The sequence below is a fragment of the Blastococcus sp. LR1 genome (genome assembly GCF_020166105.1).
Classification (GTDB): Bacteria; Actinomycetota; Actinomycetes; order Mycobacteriales; family Geodermatophilaceae; genus Blastococcus.
This window is the reverse complement of record NZ_JAIUJY010000001.1, coordinates 602,074-625,973: the sequence shown is the minus strand read 5'-3', so window position 1 is coordinate 625,973 and position 23,900 is coordinate 602,074. Positions and strand designations below refer to the sequence as shown.

Annotated in this window: 23 protein-coding genes and 1 pseudogene; 18 read left to right on the top strand and 6 right to left on the bottom strand. The window is 74.0% G+C overall.

Annotated features, from left to right (window positions below; genetic code table 11):
- The first annotated feature begins 162 nt into the window (after window positions 1-162).
- From rplU to LBW97_RS03055, 6 genes are all read left to right on the top strand, one after another.
- The gene (gene rplU / locus LBW97_RS03080) at window positions 163-474 is read left to right on the top strand and encodes a 50S ribosomal protein L21 (protein WP_224498238.1); all 312 of its coding nucleotides are present in this window, start codon (window positions 163-165) and stop codon (window positions 472-474) included.
- Between the two features lie 7 nt (window positions 475-481).
- Complete coding sequence (rpmA, locus tag LBW97_RS03075; RefSeq protein ID WP_224497931.1) at window positions 482-739, top strand: 50S ribosomal protein L27; 258 nt, start codon at window positions 482-484, stop codon at window positions 737-739.
- 74 nt (window positions 740-813) lie between these two features.
- Entirely contained in the window at window positions 814-2,364 is a 1,551-nt protein-coding gene (gene obgE, locus LBW97_RS03070; protein ID WP_224497930.1) for a GTPase ObgE, read from the top strand.
- Entirely contained in the window at window positions 2,361-3,500 is a 1,140-nt protein-coding gene (gene proB, locus LBW97_RS03065) for a glutamate 5-kinase (protein WP_224497929.1), read from the top strand. The genes obgE and proB overlap by 4 nt, the downstream gene beginning before the upstream one ends.
- Before the next feature lie 30 nt (window positions 3,501-3,530).
- Window positions 3,531-4,013 (top strand): peptide deformylase, encoded by a 483-nt coding sequence (def, locus tag LBW97_RS03060; RefSeq protein WP_224497928.1) that lies wholly within the window; start codon window positions 3,531-3,533, stop codon window positions 4,011-4,013.
- Window positions 4,014-4,060: 47 nt separating this feature from the next.
- Window positions 4,061-4,843 carry an isocitrate lyase/phosphoenolpyruvate mutase family protein gene (locus LBW97_RS03055; protein ID WP_224497927.1) on the top strand — a complete coding sequence of 261 codons (783 nt, stop codon included), beginning with the start codon at window positions 4,061-4,063 and terminating at the stop codon, window positions 4,841-4,843.
- 6 nt (window positions 4,844-4,849) lie between these two features.
- On the opposite strand, the gene LBW97_RS03050 is transcribed toward LBW97_RS03055, so the two are convergent.
- From LBW97_RS03050 to LBW97_RS03035, 4 genes are read right to left on the bottom strand one after another with little or no spacing between them, the layout of a single operon-like run.
- Window positions 4,850-5,272, bottom strand: coding sequence for a Fur family transcriptional regulator (locus LBW97_RS03050; RefSeq protein WP_224497926.1), 423 nt, complete (start codon window positions 5,270-5,272; stop codon window positions 4,850-4,852).
- Window positions 5,269-6,297: an iron chelate uptake ABC transporter family permease subunit gene (locus LBW97_RS03045; RefSeq protein ID WP_224497925.1), complete on the bottom strand. Its 1,029-nt coding sequence runs from the start codon at window positions 6,295-6,297 to the stop codon at window positions 5,269-5,271. The genes LBW97_RS03050 and LBW97_RS03045 overlap by 4 nt, the downstream gene beginning before the upstream one ends.
- A gap of 1 nt (window position 6,298) precedes the next feature.
- Window positions 6,299-7,105: a metal ABC transporter ATP-binding protein gene (locus LBW97_RS03040; RefSeq protein WP_224497924.1), complete on the bottom strand. Its 807-nt coding sequence runs from the start codon at window positions 7,103-7,105 to the stop codon at window positions 6,299-6,301.
- Entirely contained in the window at window positions 7,102-8,109 is a 1,008-nt protein-coding gene (locus tag LBW97_RS03035; protein ID WP_224497923.1) for a metal ABC transporter substrate-binding protein, read from the bottom strand. Before LBW97_RS03035 ends, LBW97_RS03040 begins: the two co-directional genes overlap by 4 nt.
- 87 nt (window positions 8,110-8,196) lie before the next feature.
- Between LBW97_RS03035 and LBW97_RS03030 the strand changes: the two genes are divergently transcribed.
- The 10 genes and pseudogenes from LBW97_RS03030 to holA all read left to right on the top strand — a co-directional run bounded on the left by LBW97_RS03030 (window position 8,197) and on the right by holA (window position 19,131).
- Window positions 8,197-9,450, top strand: a complete 1,254-nt coding sequence (locus LBW97_RS03030) for a glutamate-5-semialdehyde dehydrogenase (RefSeq protein ID WP_224497922.1) — start codon at window positions 8,197-8,199, stop codon at window positions 9,448-9,450.
- Between the two features lie 17 nt (window positions 9,451-9,467).
- A complete protein-coding gene (locus LBW97_RS03025) occupies window positions 9,468-10,349 on the top strand; it encodes a MoxR family ATPase (RefSeq protein WP_224497921.1) in 882 nt (293 codons plus the stop codon).
- Between the two features lie 16 nt (window positions 10,350-10,365).
- Window positions 10,366-11,769 carry a VWA domain-containing protein gene (locus LBW97_RS03020; RefSeq protein ID WP_224497920.1) on the top strand — a complete coding sequence of 468 codons (1,404 nt, stop codon included), beginning with the start codon at window positions 10,366-10,368 and terminating at the stop codon, window positions 11,767-11,769.
- Between the two features lie 309 nt (window positions 11,770-12,078).
- Window positions 12,079-12,813: a nicotinate-nucleotide adenylyltransferase gene (gene nadD / locus LBW97_RS03015; protein WP_224497919.1), complete on the top strand. Its 735-nt coding sequence runs from the start codon at window positions 12,079-12,081 to the stop codon at window positions 12,811-12,813.
- Entirely contained in the window at window positions 12,810-13,232 is a 423-nt protein-coding gene (gene rsfS / locus LBW97_RS03010; protein WP_224497918.1) for a ribosome silencing factor, read from the top strand. The genes nadD and rsfS overlap by 4 nt, the downstream gene beginning before the upstream one ends.
- Window positions 13,229-13,915 carry a histidine phosphatase family protein gene (locus LBW97_RS03005; RefSeq protein ID WP_224497917.1) on the top strand — a complete coding sequence of 229 codons (687 nt, stop codon included), beginning with the start codon at window positions 13,229-13,231 and terminating at the stop codon, window positions 13,913-13,915. Before rsfS ends, LBW97_RS03005 begins: the two co-directional genes overlap by 4 nt.
- Before the next feature lie 67 nt (window positions 13,916-13,982).
- Entirely contained in the window at window positions 13,983-14,864 is an 882-nt protein-coding gene (locus LBW97_RS03000; RefSeq protein WP_224497916.1) for a DegV family protein, read from the top strand.
- Window positions 14,865-14,952: 88 nt separating this feature from the next.
- Window positions 14,953-15,771 (top strand): ComEA family DNA-binding protein, encoded by an 819-nt coding sequence (locus LBW97_RS02995; RefSeq protein WP_224497915.1) that lies wholly within the window; start codon window positions 14,953-14,955, stop codon window positions 15,769-15,771.
- A gap of 689 nt (window positions 15,772-16,460) precedes the next feature.
- A pseudogene (locus tag LBW97_RS19755) lies at window positions 16,461-17,819 on the top strand (ComEC/Rec2 family competence protein); the annotation flags it as partial.
- Between the two features lie 310 nt (window positions 17,820-18,129).
- Window positions 18,130-19,131, top strand: a complete 1,002-nt coding sequence (gene holA, locus LBW97_RS02985) for a DNA polymerase III subunit delta (RefSeq protein WP_224497914.1) — start codon at window positions 18,130-18,132, stop codon at window positions 19,129-19,131.
- A 104-nt stretch (window positions 19,132-19,235) separates the two neighbouring features.
- Here holA and rpsT read toward each other — a convergent pair whose 3' ends face one another.
- On the bottom strand, window positions 19,236-19,496 hold the full coding sequence (gene rpsT / locus LBW97_RS02980) for a 30S ribosomal protein S20 (RefSeq protein ID WP_224497913.1): 261 nt from the start codon (window positions 19,494-19,496) through the stop codon (window positions 19,236-19,238).
- Window positions 19,497-19,628: 132 nt separating this feature from the next.
- Window positions 19,629-21,203 (bottom strand): hypothetical protein, encoded by a 1,575-nt coding sequence (locus LBW97_RS02975; RefSeq protein WP_224497912.1) that lies wholly within the window; start codon window positions 21,201-21,203, stop codon window positions 19,629-19,631.
- 187 nt (window positions 21,204-21,390) lie between these two features.
- Here LBW97_RS02975 and lepA point away from each other — a divergent pair, with 187 nt between their 5' ends.
- Entirely contained in the window at window positions 21,391-23,241 is a 1,851-nt protein-coding gene (gene lepA / locus LBW97_RS02970) for a translation elongation factor 4 (RefSeq protein ID WP_224497911.1), read from the top strand.
- A gap of 47 nt (window positions 23,242-23,288) precedes the next feature.
- On the top strand, window positions 23,289-23,894 hold the full coding sequence (locus LBW97_RS02965; protein WP_224497910.1) for an MOSC domain-containing protein: 606 nt from the start codon (window positions 23,289-23,291) through the stop codon (window positions 23,892-23,894).
- Window positions 23,895-23,900 lie beyond the last annotated feature (6 nt).

Here is a 23,900-nt window from a genome sequence, read left to right as displayed (position 1 = left end):
GGGGACGGCTCGGGTACGCTGGACGGGTTGCTGCGCCCCCGCGCAGGCGCTTTCGGGTGCCGCCGGGTCGGCGTGCGCAGCTCCGTCCAAGCACCCGGCGCCCCCCGGTCGTGCGCGCCGGACACAGAGCTTGACGTGACGAAGCAAAACGAGGAGTCAGTGGTGTACGCAGTGGTGAAGGCCGGCGGCAGCCAGCACAAGGTGGCCGTGGGCGACACGTTCACGATCAACCGGCTTGCTGGTGCGGCGGGCGACAAGGTCGCTCTCCCGGCCATCCTCCTGGTCGACGGCGAGACCGTCACCAGCGACGCGGCGGCCCTGGCCAAGGTGACCGTGACCGGTGAGATCGTCGAGCACGGCAAGGGCCCGAAGATCCACATCCACAAGTTCAAGAACAAGACCGGGTACCACAAGCGGCAGGGGCACCGTCAGCCCCTGACCAGCGTCGTGGTCCGCGACATCTCGAAGGGCTGACCTCGACATGGCACACAAGAAGGGCGCATCGTCGTCCCGCAACGGTCGCGACTCGAACGCGCAGCGCCTCGGCGTGAAGCGCTTCGGTGGTCAGGTGGTGAAGGCCGGCGAGATCATCGTCCGCCAGCGCGGGACCCACTTCCACCCGGGCCTGGGTGTCGGTCGCGGCAGCGACGACACGCTGTTCGCGCTCGCGGCCGGTGCGGTCACGTTCGGCACGCGACGGGGTCGCAAGACCATCTCCATCGCTGCGGTCGAGGCCTGAGCACTCGAACGATCCGCTCTCGAGCGCACGGGCTGAGGCCCGTGCGCTCGAGGCGTTTCTGGAGTAGCTGACACATGGCCGCATTCGTCGATCGCGTCACCATCCACGTCGCCGCCGGTAACGGCGGGCACGGCGTGTCATCGGTGCACCGCGAGAAGTTCAAGCCGCTCGGTGGTCCCGACGGAGGCAACGGAGGGGACGGCGGCGACGTCGTCCTCGAGGTCGATCCCAGCGTGCACACGCTGCTGGACTTCCACCACCGGCCGCACCAGAAGGCCGCCAACGGCCGCCCCGGCGCCGGCAGCAACCGGCACGGCGCCCGCGGTGAGGACCGCGTGCTGCGGGTTCCCGAGGGCACCGTCGTCAGCGCGGGCGGGCGCGTCATCGCCGACCTCATGGGCGCCGGCACCCGCGTCGTCCTGGCGCACGGCGGCAAGGGCGGGCTCGGCAACGCCGCCTTGGCCAACTCCCGCCGCAAGGCACCCGGCTTCGCCCTGCTCGGCGAGCCCGGCGAGGAGCTCGACGCCGTCTTCGAGCTGAAGAGCATCGCCGACGTCGGCCTGGTCGGGTTCCCCTCGGCCGGCAAGTCGTCGCTGGTCGCGTCGATGTCCGCGGCCCGGCCGAAGATCGCCGACTACCCGTTCACCACGCTGGTGCCCAACCTCGGCGTGATCCGCTCCGGCGACACCGTCTACACGATGGCCGACGTCCCGGGCCTGATCCCCGGCGCCTCCACCGGCAAGGGCCTGGGCGTGCAGTTCCTGCGCCACGTCGAGCGCTGCGCCGTCCTGGTGCACGTCATCGACATGGCGACGATGGAGCCCGGCCGCGACCCCGAGACCGACATCGCGGCGCTCGAGCACGAGCTGGCCGAGTACGGCGGCGACGAGCTCGACCTCGTCGGCCGGCTGCGGATCGCCGTCCTCAACAAGATCGACGTGCCCGACGCCCGCGAGCTGGTCGACCTGGTCCGCGAGACGCTCGAGGCCCGCGGCCTGGCGGTCTTCCCGATCAGCGCAGTGACGGGGGAGGGGCTGAGCGCGTTCGGCTACGCCATGGCCGCCGCCGTCGAGGAGCACCGCGCCTCGCTGCCCGCGCCGGAGCCCGTGCGCATCACGCTGACCCCGCGTGCGGTCGACGACTCCGGTTTCACCGTGGAGCCCGACCCCGACTACGCGGGTGGCTTCGTGGTCCGCGGCGTCAAGCCCGAGCGCTGGGTGCGCCAGACCGACTTCACCAACGACGAGGCCGTCGGCTTCCTCGCCGACCGGCTCAACCGGCTCGGCGTCGAGGACCAGCTGGCCAAGGCCGGCGCCCGCGAGGGCGACGCCGTCACCATCGGTGGCGTCACCTTCGACTGGTCGCCCACCCTGCCCGCGGGCAGCCTCACCATCGAGGAGGCAGCCGGCCTGGGTGGTCGAGGCACGGACAACCGCCTCGAGGACAACAACCGGATCGGCGCCGCCGAGCGGCTGGCCGCCAAGCAGGCCCGCCGGATGCCGTTCGAGGTGAGTGACGACGGCTGGACCGACGAGGATCTCGAGGCCGTCGACGGTCTCGCCGAGGAGGCTGACGACGCGGGCGTGACCGAGGAAGCGGACGTGCTGGTGGACGGCGAGCGGTGACCGCGCAGGCCCCCGTCGCCGTTCCCGCACGTCCGGAGATCGCCGGTGCGGGCCGCGTCGTCGTCAAGGTCGGCTCCTCGTCGCTGACCACCCTCCCCGGTGGGCTGGACGTCGAGCGGCTGACCGCGCTGGTCGACGTCCTCGCGGCCGTGCGGGCCTCGGGTCGCGAGGTGGTGCTGGTGTCCTCGGGCGCCATCGCCGCCGGGCTCTCGCCGCTCGGCCTGGACGGGCGCCCGCGGGACCTCGCGACCGCGCAGGCGGCGGCCAGCGTCGGGCAGCTGCGGCTGGTCCAGACCTACGCCGACGCCTTCGCCCGGCACGGGATCACCGTCGGCCAGGTGCTGCTCACCGCCGACGACCTGACCCGCCGCAGCCACTACCGCAACGCCCAGCAGACGGTCGACCGGCTGCTGGACCTGGGCGTGCTGCCGGTCGTCAACGAGAACGACACGGTGGCCACCGAGGAGATCCGGTTCGGCGACAACGACCGGCTGGCCGCGCTGGTCGCGCACGTCTCCCGCGCCGAGGCGCTGGTGCTGCTCTCCGACGTCGACGGTGTCTACGACGGCGACCCGCGCACCGGACCGGCGCAGCTGGTCGACACCGTCCGGGACCGGGCCGACCTGGCGGCGGTGACGCTCGGGTCGGCCACCCGCAACGGGGTCGGCACCGGCGGGATGGCCACCAAGGTGGAGGCCGCGTTCATCGCCGCCCACGCCGGGGTGCCCGTCGTCGTCACCTCCACACCGCAGGCCGCCGGCGCGCTGGCCGGCGAGCGGGTGGGCACGCTGTTCGCCGCCATGGGCAAGCGCCCCAGCGCCCGCCAGTTCTGGCTGCGCTACGCCAGCCGCCCGCGCGGCCGGCTGATCCTGGACGAGGGTGCGGTGACCGCCGTGCGGGAGCGGCACGCCTCGCTGCTGGCCGCTGGCATCACCGGCGTCACGGGGGAGTTCCTCGCCGACGACCCGGTCGAGCTGGTCGGTCCCGACGGCGCCGTGGTGGCCCGCGGGCTGGTCGCCTATGACGCGCGGGAGATGCCGGGGCTGCTCGGCCGCAAGACCGGCGACCTGCCGCCGGAGCACCGCCGCGAGGTCGTGCACCGCGACGAGATGGTGCTGGTCGGACGCCTGCGCTGACCCGCAGGGGGCGGCTGAGAGACTGCGCGGGTGACCATCCGCCCCATCCGCGAAGTCGGTGACCCCGTCCTGCGCACCCCGTGCGACGAGGTGCGGTCCTTCGACCGCGACCTCTCCGCCCTCGTGCGCGACCTGCTGGAGACCGTCGACCACCCCGGCCGGGCCGGCCTCGCGGCGAACCAGATCGGCGTGGGTCTGCGGGCGTTCTCCTACAACATCGACGGCGTCATCGGACACGTGGTGAACCCCCGGCTGGTCGAGGTCTCCGAGGAGACCCAGGACGGCGACGAGGGCTGCCTCTCGGTGCCCGGGATCTGGGCGCCCACCGTGCGGGCGATGCACGCCGTCGTCGAGGGTGTGGACGTGCACGGCAAGCCGGTGCGCGTCGAGGGCAGCGGCCTCATGGCCCGCTGCCTGCAGCACGAGGTGGACCACCTCGACGGCAAGCTCTTCCTCGACCGGCTCACCGGCGAGGCGCGGAAGTCGGCCCTGCGGGCGCTGCGCGACCGCTGAACGATGCCCGGCCGCGGAGGTGCTCCCGGGGCCGTACGGTCGCGGGCATGACCGACCTCGCGGCGCGCGCCCGCGCTCTCCTCGATCTCCACACCGCCCCGGAGATCCTCGTCCTGACGAACGTCTGGGACGTCGTCTCCGCCCAGGTGGTCGCCGCCACCGACGGCGTCCGGGCCCTCGCCACCGCGAGCCACGGCATCGCCTCCACCTTCGGTTACCCCGACGGCGAGCACATCCCTCTGGACCTGCACCTGGACATGGTCGGGCGGATCGCCGCGGCCGTGGACCTGCCGGTGAGCATGGACATGGAGGCCGGTTACGGCGACCCCGGCGAGACGGCACGCCGCGCCATCGGGATGGGGGTCGTCGGGGGGAACCTCGAGGACCAGATGAAGCCGCTGGACGAGGCGGTGGCCGCCGTGGAGGCGGTCGTGCGTGCCGGTCGCGACGCCGGGATGGAGTTCGTGCTCAACGCCCGCACCGACGCCTTCGTCCGCGCCGCCGAGGGCGCCGACCGCGGCGAGCTGGTGGCCGAGGCGATCCGGCGCGGGCGTGCCTTCCTGGAGGCCGGAGCGCCGGTGGTCTTCGTGCCGCGTCTGGTCGACCACGACGAGATCGCTGCGGTCGTCGAGGGTCTGGGTCGCAACAAGCTGACGCTGATCAGCGTGCCGGGCGCCTCGCTCCCGGCGCGCGAGATGCAGGAACTGGGTGTCGCCCGGGTGTCCACCGGCCCGTTCAGCCAGCGGGTCGCGCTCACCGCGCTGCAGGATGCCGCCGTCGAGATGGTCGCCGGAGGTGTCCTGCCGCCCGGCACGCGGGCGCTCAACTGACCGCGGTCAGCCCTGGCGGGTGGCCGCGCAGACGGCGCAGGTGCCGAACACCTCGACGTCGTGCTGGACGTCGACGAAGCCGTGCTCGGCGGCGACGCGTGCCGCCCAGCGCTCCACCGGCGGATCGGCGACCTCCACCGTCCGGCCACAGGAGCGGCAGACCAGGTGGTGGTGGTGGCTGGGGGAGCAGCGCCGGTACGCGGCCTCGCCGTCCGGGCTGCGCAGCACGTCCAGCTGGCCGTCGTCCACCAGCGCCTGCAGCGCCCGGTAGACCGTCGCCAGGCCCACGGAGTCCCCGCGCTCGCGCAGCAGCGCGTGCAGGTCCTGCGCGCTGCGGAACCCGTCCAGCTCGTCGAGCAGCGTGAGCACCGCGCTCCGCTGCCGGCTCTGGCGGCGGGCGCCGCCCTCCGGCTGCTCCGTCACGCTCATCGGGCGCCCTCCGTCGCGGCCCGGTCCGCCGGTGCGGAGTCGGTGCCGTGCTCGTCGTAGTGCACGCCGGTCCCGGTCAGGTGCGGCGCGTGCAGGTGTCCGTCGTGGTCGTAGTCCACGTGGTCGCCGTGCCGGACGGCCGGATGACCGCAGCCCGGTCCGTGCTCGTGCGGGTGGGCGGCGTGGACGTCGCCCCGACGGCGGTGCCGACGGCGGGCGGTCGCCTCGCGGAGCGCCACGGCCGCGGCCACGACCAGGAACAGGGCGATCGCCAGCAGCACGATCGTGCCGCCCGACGGAGTGCCCGTGTAGTACGACGCCGTGGTCCCCGAGACGCTGACGACCAGGCCGATGCTGCACGCCAGGTAGAGCGCCTGGCGGAAGCTGCGGGCCACGAGCTGCGCCACCGCGCTGGGCACGATCATGAGCGCGCTGATCAGCAGCAGGCCGACCACTCGCATCGACAGCACGACGGTGGAGGCGACCAGGGCGGCGAGCACGATGTTGAGGGCCAGCACCGGCAGGCCGACGGCCCGGGCGTACTCCTCGTCGTCGCTCACCGCGTAGAGCCGCTGGCCCAGCAGGCCGACGACGAGCAGCACGGCGAGGGTGATCGCGGCGAAGACGGCGAGGTCCCCGCCGCTGGTCGTGGTGATGGCGCCGAAGAGGTAGGACTCGAGGTTGGTCGCCTGCCCGCGCGGGGCGAGGCTGAGCAGCACCACGCCGCCGGCGATGCCGCCGTAGAAGAGCACCGCGAGCGCGACGTCCCCGCTGGTGCGCCCACGGGCGCGGACGAGCTCGATGAGCACCGCGCCGAGGACGGCGGCGACCAGGGCCGTGCCCACCGGTGCCGTGGAGGTGAGGACGCCGATCGCGACGCCGGTCAGGGCGACGTGCCCGAGGCCGTCGCCGAGCAGCGACAGCCGCCGCTGGACCAGGAAGATGCCCACCGCGGGGGCCACCAGGCCGACCATCAGGGAGGCCAGCAGCGCGCGCTGCATGAAGCCGTACTCGAGGATCTCCACGTCAGCGACCTCCGAGCGATCGTGCCGAACGGGCGCTGACCGTGGGCTGGTCCATGCGGTACCCGGCGCGGGCGCCGTCGTCCTCCGGTCCACAGTGGTGGTCGCCGTGCCCGGTCTCGGCTCCGGCGAGCGGTCCGTCGTAGCTGATCCGGCCCTGGTCGACGACGACGGCGCGGGTCAGCACGGAGGCCAGCGGACCGGTCTCGTGGGTGACCACGAGCAGTGTGGTGCCGGCTGCCGACACGCGGCCGAGCACCTCGGCCAGGGCGTCCTGGCTCGCGGCGTCCACGCCGGCGGTCGGCTCGTCCATGATCAGCAGCTCGGGCTGGGCGGCCAGCGCACGCGCCACCAGGACGCGGCGCTGCTGACCGCCGGAGAGCGACGCGACCGGCTCCTCCATGCGGTCGGCCAGCCCGACGGCGGCGACCGCTTCGCCCACGGCCACGCGGTCGGCGGCCCGCAGTCGGCGGAACAGGCCCAGCCGGGCCAGGCGTCCCACGGACACGACCTCGCGGACCGTCGCGGGGACGGCGCCGCTGACCGTGTGCCGCTGCGGCACGTAGCCGACCCGGCCGCGGTCGCGCAGCCGGCCGACGGGTGCGCCGAGGAGCTCGACGTCGCCGCCGAGGACGGTGGCCAGGCCCAGCATTCCCCGGGCGAGCGTCGTCTTGCCCGACCCGTTGGACCCGAGGACCGCGAGCGCCTCGCCGTGCCGGACCGTGAGGTCCACGCCCGCGACGACTGCGACGTCGTCGTAGCCGATGTGCGCGTCCCGCAGCCGGACGGCGTCGGAAGAGCTAGGGGTCATGAACAGCTCTGGCCTTCCTGCAGGGTGGCGAGGTTCGCGCGCATCACCTGCAGATAGTCCTCGCCCTGCGACTCGTCGGTCAGCCCCTCGATCGGGTCGAGCACGGCGGTCCGGACGCCGGCCTCCTCCGCGACGGTCTCGGCGACGGCCGGGTCGACCAGGGTCTCGGTGTAGACGGTGGTGATCCCGCGCTCCTGCACCAGGTTCGTGATCTCGGCCAGCCCGGCGGCGCTGGGCTCCTGCGACGGGCTCAGCCCGCTGATCCCGACCACGTCCAGACCGTAGCGCTCGCCGAGGTAGCCGAAGGCGTCGTGGCTGGTGACCAGGGTGTCCACCGTGCAGCCGGCCAGGCCCGCGGTCATCTCGCCGTCGAGCGCCGAGAGATCCGCCCGGAGCGCGGCCGCGTTCTCCTCGTAGGTCGAGGCGCCGTCCGGGTCGAGCTCGGCGAGGCGCTCGGCCAGCGCGTCGCCGACGGCGGCCAGGCGGATGGGGTCGAGCCAGAAGTGCGGATCGACCGCCTCGTCGCCGTGGTCGTGCTCCTCCTCGGCGTGCTCCTCGCCCTCGTGCTCCTCGCCCTCGTGCTCCTCGCCCTCGTGCTCCTCGCCCTCGTGCTCCTCGTGCCCGTGGTCGTGCTCGCCCTCGATGAGGTCGGCCGCCTGGCCGGCGTCCCAGGCTGAGTCGCCGGCCTCGGACGTGGCGGCCTCGTCGAGGGCGGGCTGGAAGCCCTCCAGGTAGACCAGCAGGTCCGCCTCGCCGACCGCCGCGACGTCGCGCGGCGCGAGCTCCAGGTCGTGCGCCTCGGCGCCGGCCGGGGTCAGGGACGACACGGAGACGCGCTCGCCGCCGACCCGGGCGGCCGCCCACTCCAGCGGGTAGAAGCCCGCCACGACTGTCAGCTCGCCGTCGGCAGCGCCGTCGTCCCCGTCGCTCCCGCATCCGGCTGCGAGGAGCGCGGTGGCGGAGAGGGTGAGGGCGGCTGTCCAGCGTGCGGCGTGCGTGCTCATGGGAATCATTCTCACATACGACGGGCGTGTCACCTCCACGGCCCCGGCGGGCCGGGGAAAGAGGGGGTGCCCGCGTAGGCTCGTGGTGTGACCGACGCCGCTGAGCTGCCGTTGATCGGTGCCGCCGCGCTGCGCGCCAAGGCCGCCGCCCGGGTGCTCCGCACCTTGCCGACCGACGCCAAGGACGCCGCGCTGACGGCGATGGCCGAGGCGCTCGTCGAGCGGACCGAGGAGATCCTCGCCGCGAACACCGCCGACGTCGACGCCGCGGCCGCCGCGGGCACTCCTGACTCGGTGCTGGACCGGCTGCGCCTCGACGCCGACCGGATCGCGGGCGTGGCCGACGCACTGCGCCAGCTGATCGCGCTGCCCGACCCGGTCGGCGACGTCGTCCGCGGGTCGCGGCTGCTCAACGGGCTCGAGCTGAAGCAGGTCCGCGTGCCCCTCGGCGTCGTCGGCATCGTCTACGAGGCCCGCCCGAACGTGACCGTCGACGCCGCCGGGCTCTGCCTGAAGAGCGGCAACGCCGCACTGCTGCGCGGCTCGGCGTCGGCGTTCGGCACCAACACCGCGCTGGTCGCCGTCCTCACCGAGGCGGGGGAGAAGGCGGGGCTGCCGGCCGGCTTCGTCGAGCTGCTGCCGGCCGACCGCGCGTCGGTGGGCGAGCTGCTGAACGCCCGCGGCCTGGTCGACGTGGTGATCCCGCGCGGCGGCGCCTCGCTGATCCAGCGGGTCGTGCGGGAGTCGCGGGTGCCGGTCATCGAGACCGGCGAGGGGAACGTGCACGTCTACGTCGATGCCTCCGCCGACCCCTCCATCGCCGAGGCGGTCGTGCTCAACTCCAAGACCCACCGGGTGAGCGTCTGCAACAGCGCCGAGACGCTGCTGGTGCACCGCGACTACCCGCACCTGCCCCGTCTCCTCGCGGCGCTGTCCGGCTCCGGCGTCGACCTGCACGGCGACGACGCCTCCCGGGCGGCCCACGACGCCGTCGCCCCGGCGACCGACGAGGACTGGGCCACCGAGTACCTGTCGATGGACATGGCCGTGCGGGTGGTGGACGACCTGCCGCAGGCCCTGGAGCACATCGCGCGGTGGAGCACCGGGCACACCGAGGCGATCGTCGCCGACTCGGCTGCCGCGATCGCCGCGTTCACCGCCGGCGTCGACTCGGCCGCGGTGATGGTGAACGCCTCCACCCGGTTCACCGATGGCGGTGAGTTCGGATTCGGTGCCGAGATCGGCATCTCCACCCAGAAGCTGCACGCCCGCGGCCCGCTCGGGCTGCCGGAACTGACCTCCACCACCTACGTCGTCACGGGCAACGGCCACACCCGCTGACCGATCCGAGGAGCTCCATGTCCCGCCAGCAGTCCCCGAACTTCTCCTCGGTCGCCGACGTCGGCAAGCGGCTGTCCGCGGCCGGCTACCTGCCCGACGCGCAGATCTCGACCACGGTCTTCCTCGCCGACCGCCTGGGCAAGCCGCTGCTGGTCGAGGGGCCGGCCGGCACGGGGAAGACGGAGCTGGCCAAGGCGCTCGCGGCCTCGACCGGCTCGGAGCTGATCCGGCTCCAGTGCTACGAGGGCCTGGACGAGGCCCGCGCGCTGTACGAGTGGAACTACAAGAAGCAGCTGCTGCGCATCCAGGCCTCTCAGGCCGGTGACGGCGCGGACTGGGACACCGTCCACGACGACATCTTCGGCGAGGAGTTCCTGCTCTCCCGGCCGCTGCTCACCGCCATCCGCCGCACCGGGCCCACGGTGCTCCTCATCGACGAGACCGACAAGGCCGACGTCGAGGTCGAGGGCCTGCTGCTCGAGGTGCTCTCGGACTTCCAGGTGACGATCCCCGAGCTCGGCACCATCACCGCGACCCGGCGGCCGATCGTCGTCCTCACCTCCAACGCGACCCGCGAGCTCTCCGAGGCGCTCAAGCGGCGCTGCTTGTACCTGTCGCTGGACTACCCGTCGGCGGAGCGGGAGCGGGAGATCGTGCTGTCCCGGGTGCCCGACCTCGCGCCCGGCCTGGCCGACCAGCTGGTGCGCACGGTGCGCGCGCTGCGCGGCCTGGAGCTGAAGAAGTCGCCGTCGATCTCGGAGACCCTCGACTGGGCGCAGACGCTGCTGGAGCTGGGCCTGGACACCCTGGACGAGTCGGCGATGAGCTCGACGCTCGGCGTGGTCCTCAAGCACGCCAGCGACCAGACCCGGGCCGCCGCCGAGCTGCGGCTGAACTGATGTCGGGGCTGAACTGATGGTCACGGCGGTCGGTGGGCTCCCGGGGCACCTCGACGGGTTCGTGCGCGCGGTGCGCGAGGCCGGGATCCCGGTCGGGATCAGCCAGGCGGTCGACGCCGCCGAGATCCTCACCGTCGTCGACCTGCTCGACCGCGAGCAGCTGCGCCACGGGCTGGCCGCCGTCCTGCTGCAGCGGGCCGCCCAGCGGCAGAGCTACGACGTCCTGTTCGACCTGTGGTGGCCGCTCGGCGACCGGCCGGTCGTCGAGGGCGACGCCGACGCCTCGGGCGAGGGCGGGGAGTCCACGCTCGACGTTCCCGACGGCGCCGCTCTCGCCCAGCTCATGCGGGACGAGCTGCTCCGGCTGCTGACCGAGGGCGACCCCGAGGAGCTGCGCCGCTTCGCCCGGGACGCCGTCGACCAGCTCGGCCAGGGGCAGCCGACGCCGTCCGGGCAGTCCTACTTCAGCTACCGGGTGCTGCGGGCGCTCTCGCCGGACACCCTCGTGGCGCAGCTGCTCGCCGGGCTGCTGGGCGACGCCGACCGCGGCGGGCTGGCCGAGCAGGTCGCCCGGCAGACGGTGCGCGACCGGGTGTCGGCGTTCAAGTCCGCGGTCGAGGCGGAGGTCCGCCGGCGGACAGCGGCGGAGAAGGGGCGGGACCGGGTCGCGAAGAACGCCGTGCGGCCGCTCGCCGACCAGGTCGACTTCCTCCGCGCCCAGGCCGCCGACCTCGCCGAGCTGCGCCGCGCCGTCACCCCGCTCGCTCGGCGGCTCGCCGTCCGGCTCTCGGCCCGGCGGCGGATGGGCCGCCAGGGCCGGCTGGACTTCCGCAAGACCGTGCGGGCCTCGCTGGCCACCGGCGGCGTGCCGGTCGTGACCCACCACAAGCCGCGGAAGGTGCACAAGCCCGAGCTGGTCGTGCTCTGCGACATCAGCGGCTCGGTCGCCGGGTTCAGCCACTTCACGCTGATGCTCACCCAGGCGCTACGCGAGCACTTCAGCGGCGTCCGGGCCTTCGCCTTCGTCGACTCCACCGACGAGGTGACCCGCTTCTTCCACCCGGGCGTGGACGTCGCCGACGCGATCGCCCGCATCGGCCGGGAGGCGCAGGTCGTGGCCTACGACGGGCACAGCGACTACGGCACCGCCTTCGAGGTGTTCGCCGACCGCTGGGCGTCGGCCATCGGCCCGAAGACCTCGCTGCTCGTGCTCGGCGACGGGCGCACGAACTACCGGCAGCCCGGCGTCCCGGTGCTCGCCGACCTGGTGCGCCGGGCCCGCTCGGCGCACTGGCTGAATCCGGAGCCGCGTCGGCTGTGGGGGAGCGGTGACTCGGCTGCCGACCGGTACGGCGAGGTCATCGACATGGTCGAGTGCCGCAATGCAGCGCAACTGACGGAGTTCGTGACCACCCTCTGAGCCGGTTCGCGGTCGATCCGTCGGCAGGTCCGCAGGTCGACGTGCCGCCATGTCGACAGACGTGGCGTGCGGCACACCCGGGGTGCGAGACGGCGGCGTAACCGAAAGGCCGCTGCCGCGTTGTCAACGCGGTGTCGACAAGTCGTCACCGCTGACCGCAACGTCGCGGCCGGACCGCGACCGGCTGCACGGGGGAGCCGGTCGCAGCGGGTCCGTCCGGCCCGGTCCCAGGACCGGGACGGGCGGGTTCGCGGGGCCGGGGCCGGTCCTCACGGGGCCGGCCCCGGTAGCCCCGGATACGCTCGTTCGGTGGCGGGGCGACGAGTCGGTGTGATGGGTGGGACCTTCGATCCCGTCCACCACGGCCACCTGGTGGCCGCCAGCGAGGTGGCCGGGCTCTTCGGGCTCGACGAGGTGATCTTCGTTCCCACCGGTGAGCCGTGGCAGAAGAGCGACCAGAAGGTCAGCCCCGCGGAGGACCGCTACCTGATGACGGTCATCGCGACCGCGTCCAACCCGCGGTTCTCGGTGAGCCGGGTCGACATCGACCGCGGGGGCCCGACCTACACCTTCGACACGCTCACCGACCTGCACGCGCAGCGTCCCGACGACGAGCTGTTCTTCATCACCGGCGCCGACGCGCTGGCCCAGATCATGACCTGGCGCGACGGCGCCCGGTGCTTCGAGCTGGCGCACTTCGTCGGGGTGACCCGCCCCGGTTACACGCTGGCGGACGCACACCTGCCCGAGGGCCGGGTGAGCCTGGTCGAGATCCCCGCGCTCGCCATCAGCTCGAGCGACTGCCGCGCGCGGGTCGATCGCGGGATGCCGGTCTGGTACCTCGTGCCCGACGGCGTCGTGCAGTACATCGAGAAGCGCGGCCTCTACCGCCAGCCGCTCCGCCGCCAGACGGCCGCCGACGGGCGTCCCCGGGGCGACCGCCCCACCTACGACCGCCGATCGCCGGACGCGCCCGGGAACACCTCTCCCGGCGCCGGCGCTGACCCATCACCGACATCTCACCTCCAGGAGGTACCCCGATGACCGCCTCGGCCGAAGCCCGGGAAACCGCGCTCGTCGCCGCTCAGGCGGCTGCGGACAAGCTCGCCACCGACGTCGCCATCGTCGACGTCAGCGAGCGACTCGCCATCACCGACGCCTTCGTGCTCGCATCCGCGCCCAACGAGCGGCAGGTGCAGGCCATCGTCGACGAGGTCGAGGAGAAGCTCCGCGAGCACGGGGTGAAGCCGGTGCGCCGCGAGGGCGTCGCCGAGGCGCGCTGGGTGCTGCTGGACTTCGTGGACGTCGTCGTGCACGTGCAGCACGCCGAGGAGCGGGCCTACTACGCCCTCGAGCGGCTCTGGAAGGACTGCCCGACCATTCCGTTCGTGGACGCGGCGCAGCCCGCCCCGGCCGCTCCGGCAGAGGCATCCGCCCCGGTCGCGGAGACGGCCGGCCAGTGACCGCGGCGGCCCTGCCCGAGCTGCCGATCGGCCGGCTGGTCGTCTGGCGGCACGGGCGGACCGAGTGGAACGCGGCCGGCCGCTTCCAGGGGCAGCTGGACCCGCCGCTGGACGACGTCGGCCGCGCCCAGGCCGCGCACGCCGCACCGCACCTGCTCGCCGGTCTCGACGGGCAGGACGTCGTCGTGGTCTCCAGCGACCTCGTGCGCGCCGCGGACACCGCCCGCCTGCTCACCGACCTGATGGGCGTGGAGCTGCGGCTGGACGAGCGGCTGCGCGAGCACGGGATGGGGTCCTGGGAGGGCCTGACCCGCGACGAGATCGCCGAACGGCACCCCGAGCAGTACGCCGACTGGATGGCCGGTCGGTCCGTCCGCGGGCGCGGCGGCGAGGAGACGGCGGCGGTGGCCCAGCGGGTGCTGGCCGCACTGGCCGAGCTGCCGCCGGTCGACGTCGCCGTCGTGGTGACCCACGGAGGTACGAGCGGCCGGCTGATCGAGCGCCTGCTGGAGCTCGGCCCCGAGCACCGCCGGGTGTTCGGCCCCCTCGGCAACTGCGCGTGGAGCGAGCTGGCCCGCCAGAGCGGCCGCTGGCGGCTGCTGCGGCACAACTCCTCCGCCGGGCCCCTCCCGGAGGGCGTCGCTCCCCGCCGTCCGGTCCAGGACGCCGACGCGGTCGGCTGAGTCGCCACAGCTCCTCCGATCGGGGCACCGTTCCCGATCCGGTGTCCGCCCCGGCTAGCCTCGCCGGGTGTCCGTCGCCGTGCTCACCGATTCGGCGGCCTACCTTCCCCGCGAGCTGGTGGAGGCCTACGGCATCCACGTCGTCCCGCTCTACGTCGTGCTCTCGGGTCGGTCGGGTCGCGAGGGCGAGGACATCACCTCCGCGGACGTCGCGAAGGCCCTTTCCACAAGGGGGCAGAAGGTCTCGACGTCGCGGCCCACGCCGGGCGACTTCGTGGCCGCCTACCGCGCGGCACTGGACGCCGGTGCCGACCGGCTCGTGTCGATCCACCTGTCCTCGGAGCTCTCCGGCACCTGGGACGCCGCCCGCGTGGCCGCCTCCCAGGTGGGGGAGCACATCGTCTCCGTCGTCGACTCGCGGTCGACCGCCATGGCCACCGGTTTCGCCGTGCTCGAGGCCGCCCGTGCGGCGGCCGACGGCGCGGACCGGGACACCGTCGACCGGATCGCCCGCGAGGCCGTGGACCGCACCCGCACGCTCTTCGTCGTCGACACCCTCGAGCACCTGCGCCGCGGTGGCCGGATCGGTTCGGCGGCGGCGATCCTCGGCTCCGCGCTCGCGGTGAAGCCGGTGCTGCACGTCGTGGACGGACGGGTCGTGCCGCTGGAGAAGGTGCGCACCTCCGCGCGGGCGCTGCACCGGCTGGTGCAGCACGTGGTCGAGTACGCCGGGGACCGGGAGGTGTCGATCGCGGTGCACCACCTCGCGGCCGCCGACCGCGCCGAGCGCCTGGTCAGTGAGCTGCGCTCGAAGGTCCCCTCGGTGCGGGAGTTGCACGTCAGCGAGCTCGGAGCGGCCATCGGTGCGCACGTCGGGCCGGGTGCGGTCGGCGTCGTCGTCTCGCTGCCGGCCGAGGACACCACCGAGAGCACCGCCGAGACGGACTGAGGGGCGGTGTCGTCCACAGCGGGCGGCGGCGTCCACAGATCGCTCCGGGACCCGTTCCGGGTGCCGCCGTCTCCCTAGCGTCGGCCGGGTGCGCCTCCCACTCCGCCGCGACGACGACGCGGACCTGATCCGTGCCCGTCTGCGGCTGCTCCTGGCGCGCGAGGCGGAGCTGCCGGGTGGATGGCTGCCGGACGACGACCTCGCGCCCGCCCCGTACGTCGAGGCACCGGAGCCGCTCGCCGACGCGGACGAGGACGAGAGCCTGCCGCCCGGACTGGGGCGGCACCGGGCGCCCGGAACGGCGGCCCGCTGGGACACCGGTCGGCGCGGAGCCCGGGCGCTGTGGGTGGCTGCCCTGCTGGCGGTGGCCCTGCTGCTGGGCTGGACGTGGCTGGACCGCCCGGTCGTGGAGCCGGCCGCCGACGTCCCCGCGGTAGCGCCGGCTCCGTCGACAACGCCCGTCGGCGAGGCGGCCGAGACGTCCCCGACCGTGGTCGCGTCGGTGGTGGGCCAGGTCGCGCGGCCGGGCCTGGTCACCCTGCCCACCGGCGCCCGGGTCGCGGACGCCCTGGCGGCGGCCGGTGGACTGCTGCCGGGAGCCGACGCCGCGTCGGTGAACCTCGCCGCCCCCGTCAACGACGGCGAGCAGATCGCGGTCGGGCTGCCGAGTCCCGGAGGGGCGGCCGCCCCCGGGGGCTCGACGCCGCCGGGGAGCGGGCGGGTGAACCTCAACACCGCGGGGGTCGCCGAGCTGGACGCCCTGCCCGGCATCGGGTCCGTGCTGGCCCAGCGGATCGTCGACCACCGCACCGAGCAGGGCCCCTTCCGCAGCGTCGAGCAGCTCGACGACGTCCCGGGCATCGGACCGGCGATCGCGGCCGAGCTGGCCGAGCTGGTGGCCGTGTGAGGGCGGACGAGCCCGACGAGCTGCCCGACTCCCGGTGGCAGTGGCTCGACCTGCGGCTGTGGCCGGTCGCGGCGACCGTGTGGGCGCTCGGGCTGGCCGCGCCGTACCTCGACGCGCGGGTGCTGGGGATCGGAGCCGGCTGTGCTGCGGTGTCGGCGTTCGCGGTCGGCAGGTCGTCCTGGGCCCGGGCGCCGGTCGTCATCACGGTGCTCGCCGCGGTCGTCGCGGCCGCGGGCACCGGCGCGATCCGGGTAGCCGAGCGCGAAGCCGCGCCGCTCACCGATCTCGCGACGGCCCGGACGACGGTCCAGACCTGGCTGGCCGTCACCGGCACCCCGCACCTCGTGCGTGGAGCGGGGGAGCCCCGGGTCGTGCTCGACGCGGAGATCGTCTCTCCCGAGCACGGGCCGGGAGTTCCGGTCATCGTGTTCGCGCCCGCGGACGGATGGGCGGGCCTGCTGCCGGGACAGGAGGTGCGGGCGCGGGCAGGGACCGCGCCGCCTCGACCCGGGGACGACGTCGCCGCGGTGCTGTCGGCCCGTGGACCGCCTGAGGTGGTGCAGGCGCCGCCGCCGGAGCAGCGGGTGGCGGCGGAAGTCCGCGAAGCGCTGGCCGAGGCGTCGGCGCGCGTGCTCGACGACCGCCCCGGAGGGCTGCTCCCCGGCCTGGTGGTCGGCGACACCAGCGCCATGGATCCGGTCCTCGACGAGGAGTTCCGGCGGGCGGGCCTGTCCCACCTGACCGCGGTCTCCGGGGCGAACGTCGCCATCGTGATCGCCGGGGTGCTCTGGCCCCTGCGACGGCGGGCGGTCGATCGGCGGGTGCAGGCGGCCGTCGGCTTCGGCGCCCTGGCGGCGTTCGTCCTGCTCGCCGGCCCGAGCGCCAGCGTCGTGCGTGCCGCGGCCATGGGCGCGGTGACCCTGCTGGCGCTCGCCTCCGGCCGGTCACGGGCAGCGCTCCCGGCGCTGGCCGCCGCGGTCACGGTGCTGCTGCTGGCCGACCCTTCGCTCGCCCGCGATGCCGGCTTCGCGCTCTCCGTCGCCGCCACCGCCTCGATCGTGCTCCTCGCCCCCGGCTGGGCGCGGCGGCTGCGCCGGCGGGGCTGGCCGTCATGGCCGGCCGACGCGGTGGCCGTGAGCGCCGCCGCGGGGCTGGCGACGGCGCCGTTGATCGCCGGTCTGAACGGCACGGTCAGCCTGGTGTCCCTGCCCGCGAACCTGCTGGCGGCGCCGGCCGTCGCGCCGGCCACGGTCCTCGGGCTGCTCGCCGCGGGAACCGCCGCCGTCGTGCCGGTGCTGGGCGACGTCCTGGTATGGCTCGCCGGCTGGTCGGTGCGCTGGATCGTGCTGGTGGCCGAGCGGGCCTCCGCGATGCCGGACGCTGTGGCCGGCTGGCCCGGGGGAGTGCGGGGTGCGGTGCTCCTCGCCGCGCTCGTGGCGATCATGGGCTGGGCGCTCTGGCGCTTCTCCCGGCTGCGCCCGCTGGCGCTGGCCGCCCTCGTCGGGCTGGGAGTCGTGGGCTGGCCGCTCCGGCAGCCGCTGGACGGCTGGCCGGTCGCCGGAACCGTGCTGGTGGCCTGCGACGTGGGTCAGGGTGACGCCCTGGTGCTGCCGCTCGGGGACGGTGCCGGGGTGCTCGTCGACGCCGGACCCGAGGTGGGCCCGGTCGACGCCTGCCTGGACCGGTTGGGGATCGACGACCTGCCGCTGGTGCTGCTCTCGCACCTGGACGCCGACCACGTGGGCGGACTCGCGGGGGCGCTGGCCGGCCGGGAGGTGGGCGCGGTGGCGACCGGCGTCCTCCCTCCGGCGGACGACCGCAGCCGGCCTGTCGACGAGCTCGTCCGCCAGGCGGGCGGTACGCGCGAGGTCCTCGTGCCCGGCGACCGTCGCGTGGCCGGGGGAGCGGTGCTGGAGGTGCTGGCACCCTCGCCGCGCCGCGCGACGGCTGCGGCCGAGGGGAACGACCTGTCGCTGGTCGTGCGCGTGACCTTCCGCGGCCTCCGGCTCCTGCTGACGGGCGACCTGGGCGCCGAGGCGGAAGCGCGGTTGCTGCGCGACGGCGTCGACCTGCGGGCCGACGTCCTCAAGGTGCCGCACCACGGCAGCGGCGACGTCGATCCCGAGTTCCTGGCGGCCACCGGAGCGAGCGTCGCGCTCGTGTCCGTCGGTGCGGACAACACCTACGGCCACCCCGCGCCGCGACTGCTCGACGGGCTCGCCGAGGAAGGGATGCAGGTGCACCGCACCGACCGCGAGGGTGACCTCGCTGTGGTGGGGGAGGCGGGGGACTGGGGCGTCGCCGTCCGCGGTCCGCCGCCCGGCCGGGAACGTCAGCGGCGCGTGACACCATGCGGAGGTGCCTGCGTCACCGGTCGAGCCGACCTCCCGGCTGCGCGTCGTCATCGGCGAGGAGGAGCTGCTCCGGGCCCGTGCCGTGAGCGCCGTCCGCGCCGCCGTCCTCGGGCGCCACCCCGACGCGGAGGTGCACGAGCTGGCGGCCATGGGTCTGCCGGTCGGTCAGCTGGCCGACGTCCTGGCGCCCTCGCTGTTCGGCGGGCACCGGATGGTCGTCGTCACCGGGGCGAACGAGGCCGCGAGCGCGCTGGCCGACTCGCTGATCTCCTACACCAAGGACCCCGACCCCGAGCTCACGCTGGTCATCGTCCACTCCGGCGGAAAGCGCAACGAGGCCCTGGTCAAGGCGTTCAAGTCAGCCGGGGCCGCGGTCGACGAGTGCCCCAAGATCAGCTCCGTCGGCGACCGGATCGCCTTCGTCCGCAACGAGGTGCGCACCTTCGGTGGGCGCATCGCCCCGGACGCGGTGACGGCGCTCGTCGACGCGATCGGCGCCGACCTCCGCGGGCTGTCGGCGGCGGCCAGCCAGCTGGTGAGCGACTTCGGCGGCAACATCGACGCCGACGACGTCGCCCGCTTCCACCGCGGCCAGGCCGAGGTCACCGGCTTCACCGTCGCCGAGCGGGTGCTGACCGGCGATCGGGCCGGCTCGATCGAGATGCTGCGCTGGGCCCTGGAGCGGGGCGTCGCCCACGTGCTCATCGCCGACGCGATCGCCGACGGCGTGCGCACCGCCGCACGGGTGGCCTCGCTGAGCTCCACCAGCATCGGTGATCTCGCCCGAACGCTGAAGATGCCGCCGTGGAAGGTGAAGAAGGCCCAGGCGCAGGCGCGTGGCTGGAGCATCGAGGGCCTGCAGCTGGCGCTCGGCGTCGCCGCGGACCTCAACGCCGACGTGAAGGGCGCCGCGGCCAGCGCCGACTACGCCCTGGAGCGCGCGGTCCGCACGATCGTCACGATCCGCACCGAGACCGGCCGTGGACGGATGCCGGCTCGCCGCTGAGCCGGAGAGCCCGCCGCGGAGCGGGGAAGCCTGGGAATGCGACGAGCCCCCGTCCCGGAAGGGACAGGGGCTCGTTCGGTCTGCGCCGGAGCGCGACCGCAGGCTCAGAGGCCGGAGGTGAGCTTCGTCAGGCCCGACTTGCGGTTGGCAGCCTGGTTCTTGTGGATGACGCCCTTGCTGGCGGCCTTGTCCAGCTGCTTGTTGGCGGTCGCCAGAGCGGCGGCGGCAGCGGCAGCGTCACCGGACTCGGCGGCCGTGCGGACGCGACGGACGGCCGTCTTCAGGGCGGACTTGACGGCAACGTTGCGCTGACGCGCCTTCTCGTTGGTCTTGATCCGCTTGAGCTGGGACTTGATGTTCGCCACGCGTGAGCCTCGAAAGTCTGGAGGGAATGGTTCTGACAATGCGTCCGGGCGCTGCGTACGACCGCGCGACAGGACCGGTCTGCCAAGATACCAGCGCACCGGGATGGTTCCCAACCCGGCTGGTCGACATCCTCACCCGCACCGGCCCGTGGGCTGCCACGCGCTCGTGAGCACGTAGCGGCCCGGGCTGTCCGCCGTCAGCGTCGTCCAGCCGTCGCGGTCGCCGGGGCTCACGCAGCCACCAGGTCCCTCGACCGACGACCACTGCGTCCAGCGCAGCGCGATGTCCACCTGACCGGCGGCCGGCACGTCCACCACGAGCTGCGACCGGTCGCTGGACACCAGGGTGGCGTCGCCCCGCAGCAGCCCGCCGTCGGACACCTCGAACAGCCGCCACGACCGGTCGGACCACACCTCCCGCAGGCCCGGCACCCCGTCGCGCAGCAGCCGCGCCTCGCCGCCGGAGGGCCAGTCCAAGTCTGCGCGGGGGAGCACCACGTAGGAGACGCCGGCGTCGCGCAGCCAGTCCAGGTAGCTGTCGGCGTCCAGCGAGCCGTCGTAGAACAGTCCGGCGTGCACGGTGTCCAGTTGCCGCAGCCAGCCGCGGGCCAGCGGGATGTCCTGCGCCACGGAGACGCTCTCCTCGTGGCTGTTGAGCGGCACCACCTCGATGCGGCCGACCGGCCCGCGGTCCTGGAGCTCGGCCAGCAGCGCCCCGGTCGGCTGCGCCGGCTCCCGGGGCATGAGGTCCTTCGCCACGACCGGGGGCAGCAGCCAGCCGACCCCCACCACGGCGAGGAAGACCACCGCCGGGCGGTGGCGGGCACCGGCGACCAGGACCGGGACGGCGAAGAGCAGGACCAGGCGGGTGGACGTCGAGCCGACCGGGCTGCTGATTAGCCACGTCGCGAGCAGGAGGACGACGGTGAAGCCCGCGCCGGCGCGCAGCGCCCGGTGCCCCGGCGGAACCAGAGCCGCGACCAGGCCGGTCGCCGCCACCGCGGCCAGCATCTGGGCGGCGCTCGTCGGCTGGGGACCGCTGACCGCGCCCAGCAGCCGCGCCATCCCGACAGGGACCAGCGCGCCGGCGGCGATCAGCCACGGCTCCACCGGACCCGGGCGCCACGAGGAGATGCGCACCGACGGCTGCCGGCCGCACCACCACGCGGCGGCCGCCAGCAGCAGGAAGACCGACGCCACGGGGCTCATCGCCCCGGCCATCGCCGCCAGCACGACGCCGGCCGGTCGCCCGATGCGCGCGCGGCGTCCGCTGACCACGACGAGCGCCAGGCACGCCAGCGCGGCGCCGAGCCCGAAGGTGGTGCGACCGCTCCACTCGTTGGCGGCCCAGGTGGCGGCAGCGCAGATCCCGGCGACGGTCCAGCGCGTGGGGGTGGGCGCGAGCCGGCCGAGCAGGGTCGCGGTGCAGGCCGCCCCCAGCACCGTGCCCACGACCCCCGCCAGCGGCAGGCCCAGGAGCGCCTGGACCCAGGGGCTCAGCAGGCTGTAGGAGGCGACGGTCACGCCGCCGTACCAGCCGAGGTCCACCGGAGCCCGGTTCGTCGTCGCCCACGAGGCCCACCACTCCTGCGCGACCAAATCCCCACCGACGACCGGCGCGGCCTCCACGAGCAGCGCGAGCACCAGGGCGGAGAACGCGGTGACCGCGACGGGGTGCGTGCGCAGCGATCGCGGCGAGCGGCGCATCGCCGTCCCCGCCGGGGCTCGCGGGAGGGCCCGTGGGGAGGCCGTCGGCGCGGGCCGCAGGGTCGCTGTCAGGAACACGTGCTGCCTCTGCCCCGAACCGGCGTTCGCGGAACCACGGGAGGTCCGCGGCCCGATCTGCCGGGTCGTGCCGCCCCGGCCGTCGGAGGCGTGGGACGATGGCGCCACTGTGACGACTCCTGCTGCCACCGATCCGGCCCTCATCCGGAACTTCTGCATCATCGCCCACATCGACCACGGCAAGTCGACGCTGGCCGACCGGATGCTCGAGGTCACCGGCCTCGTCGAGGGGCGGCACATGCGTGCCCAGTACCTCGACCGCATGGACATCGAGCGCGAGCGCGGCATCACGATCAAGGCGCAGAACGTCCGTCTGCCGTGGACGCCGCGTTCCGGCGCCCACACCGGCACCGAGTACGTGCTCGACATGATCGACACCCCGGGCCACGTGGACTTCACCTACGAGGTGTCCCGCTCGCTGGCCGCCTGCGAGGGCGCCGTGCTGCTGGTCGACGCCGCGCAGGGGATCGAGGCGCAGACGCTGGCCAACCTGTACCTGGCGCTGGAGAACGACCTCACGATCATCCCGGTCCTCAACAAGATCGACCTGCCCGCGGCGCAGCCCGAGAAGTACGCGGCGGAGATCGCGCACATCATCGGCTGCGAGCCCGACGACGTCCTGCGGGTCAGCGGCAAGACCGGCGTCGGCGTTCCGGAGCTGCTCGACCTGATCGTCGACCGCATCCCCGCCCCGACCGGCGAGGCCGCAGGCCCGGCCCGCGCGATGATCTTCGACTCGGTCTACGACATCTACCGCGGCGTCATCACCTACGTGCGCGTGGTCGACGGCCGGATCTCCTCGCGCGACAAGATCAAGATGATGTCGACCGGCGCGACGCACGAGCTGCTCGAGATCGGCGTCATCTCCCCGGAGCCCAAGCCCGTCGAGAGCCTGGGCGTCGGCGAGGTCGGCTACTTCATCACCGGCGTGAAGGACGTCCGCCAGTCCCGCGTCGGCGACACCGTCACGCTGCAGCACAAGCCGGCGGCGGAGTCGATCGGGGGCTACCGCGACCCCAAGCCGATGGTCTACTCCGGTCTCTATCCGATCGACGGCAGCGACTACCCGCTGCTGCGCGAGGCGCTGGACAAGCTGCTGCTCAACGACGCGGCGCTGACCTACGAGCCGGAGACGTCGGCGGCGCTGGGCTTCGGCTTCCGCGTCGGCTTCCTCGGCCTGCTGCACCTGGAGATCGTCCGCGAGCGGCTGGAGCGCGAGGCCGGGATCAGCCTCATCTCCACCGCGCCGAACGTCGTCTACCGCGTGGTCATGGAGGACCGCTCCGAGATCACCGTGACGAACCCGAGCGACTGGCCCGAGGGCAAGATCGACCGGGTCTTCGAGCCGATCGTCAACGCCACGATCATCGCGCCGAGTGACTACACCGGCGCGATCATGGAGCTCTGCCAGGGGCGCCGCGGCCAGCTCGGCGGCATGGACTACCTGAGCGAGTCCCGCGTCGAGCTGCGCTACACGCTGCCGCTCGGCGAGATCATCTTCGACTTCTTCGACGCCCTGAAGTCCAAGACCCGCGGCTACGCGAGCCTGGACTACCAGGAGGCCGGCGAGCAGGAGTCCGCGCTGGTCAAGGTGGACATCCTGCTGCAGGGCGAGGCCGTCGACGCGTTCAGCGCGATCGTGCACAAGGACAAGGCCTACAGCTACGGCGTGATGATGGCCGGCAAGCTGCGCGAGCTAATCCCGCGCCAGCAGTTCGAGGTGCCGATCCAGGCAGCCGTCGGCTCCCGGGTCATCGCCCGCGAGACGGTGCGCGCGATCCGCAAGGACGTCCTCGCCAAGTGCTACGGCGGTGACATCACCCGCAAGCGGAAGCTGCTGGAGAAGCAGAAGGAGGGCAAGAAGCGGATGAAGATGGTCGGCCGCGTCGAGGTCCCCCAGGAGGCCTTCGTGGCCGCGCTCTCCACCAACGAGTCCACCGCGTCGTCCAAGCCGAAGTGAGCGGGCGGCTCGAGGCCGTCTGCGTATCGGGCACGGACCTGCCCGCGGTGGCGGGCCGCAAGCCCGTCCGCACCGGCATCGACAAGCAGCTGGTGCTCGGCCGCGTCGCCGTCGGCGAGCACGGTCTGGACGGCGACGTCCAGGTCAACCGCAAGTACCACGGTGGCGACGGCCAGCAGGTCTACGCCTACGCCCAGGAGGACGCCGACTGGTGGGCGGCGGAGCTCGACCGAGAGCTGCCGCCCGGCCGGTTCGGCGAGAACCTGCGGACGTCGGGGCTGGACCTGACGCTCGCCCTGCTGGGCGAGCGGTGGCGGGTCGGGACGGCGCTGCTCGAGGTGACAGCCCCCCGCATCCCGTGCGCCAACTTCGCCCGCTTCTGGGACGTTCCGCAGCTGGTCAAGCGGTTCACCGCCCGCGGCGCCCCCGGCGCGTACCTCCGCGTGCTCGAGGTCGGCGAGCTCGGCGCGGGGGATCCGATCGAGGTCGTCTCCCGCCCCGACCACTCGGTGACCGTCGACCTCACGTTCAGGGCCTGGACGACGCAGAAGTACCGGGCCGCCGAGCTGGCGCCGGCGCTGGACTTCCTCCCCGAGCGCAACCGGGCGAAGGCCGCCGCGCGGATCGCCGCGCGCACCGTTCCTGCGGTCTGACGTACC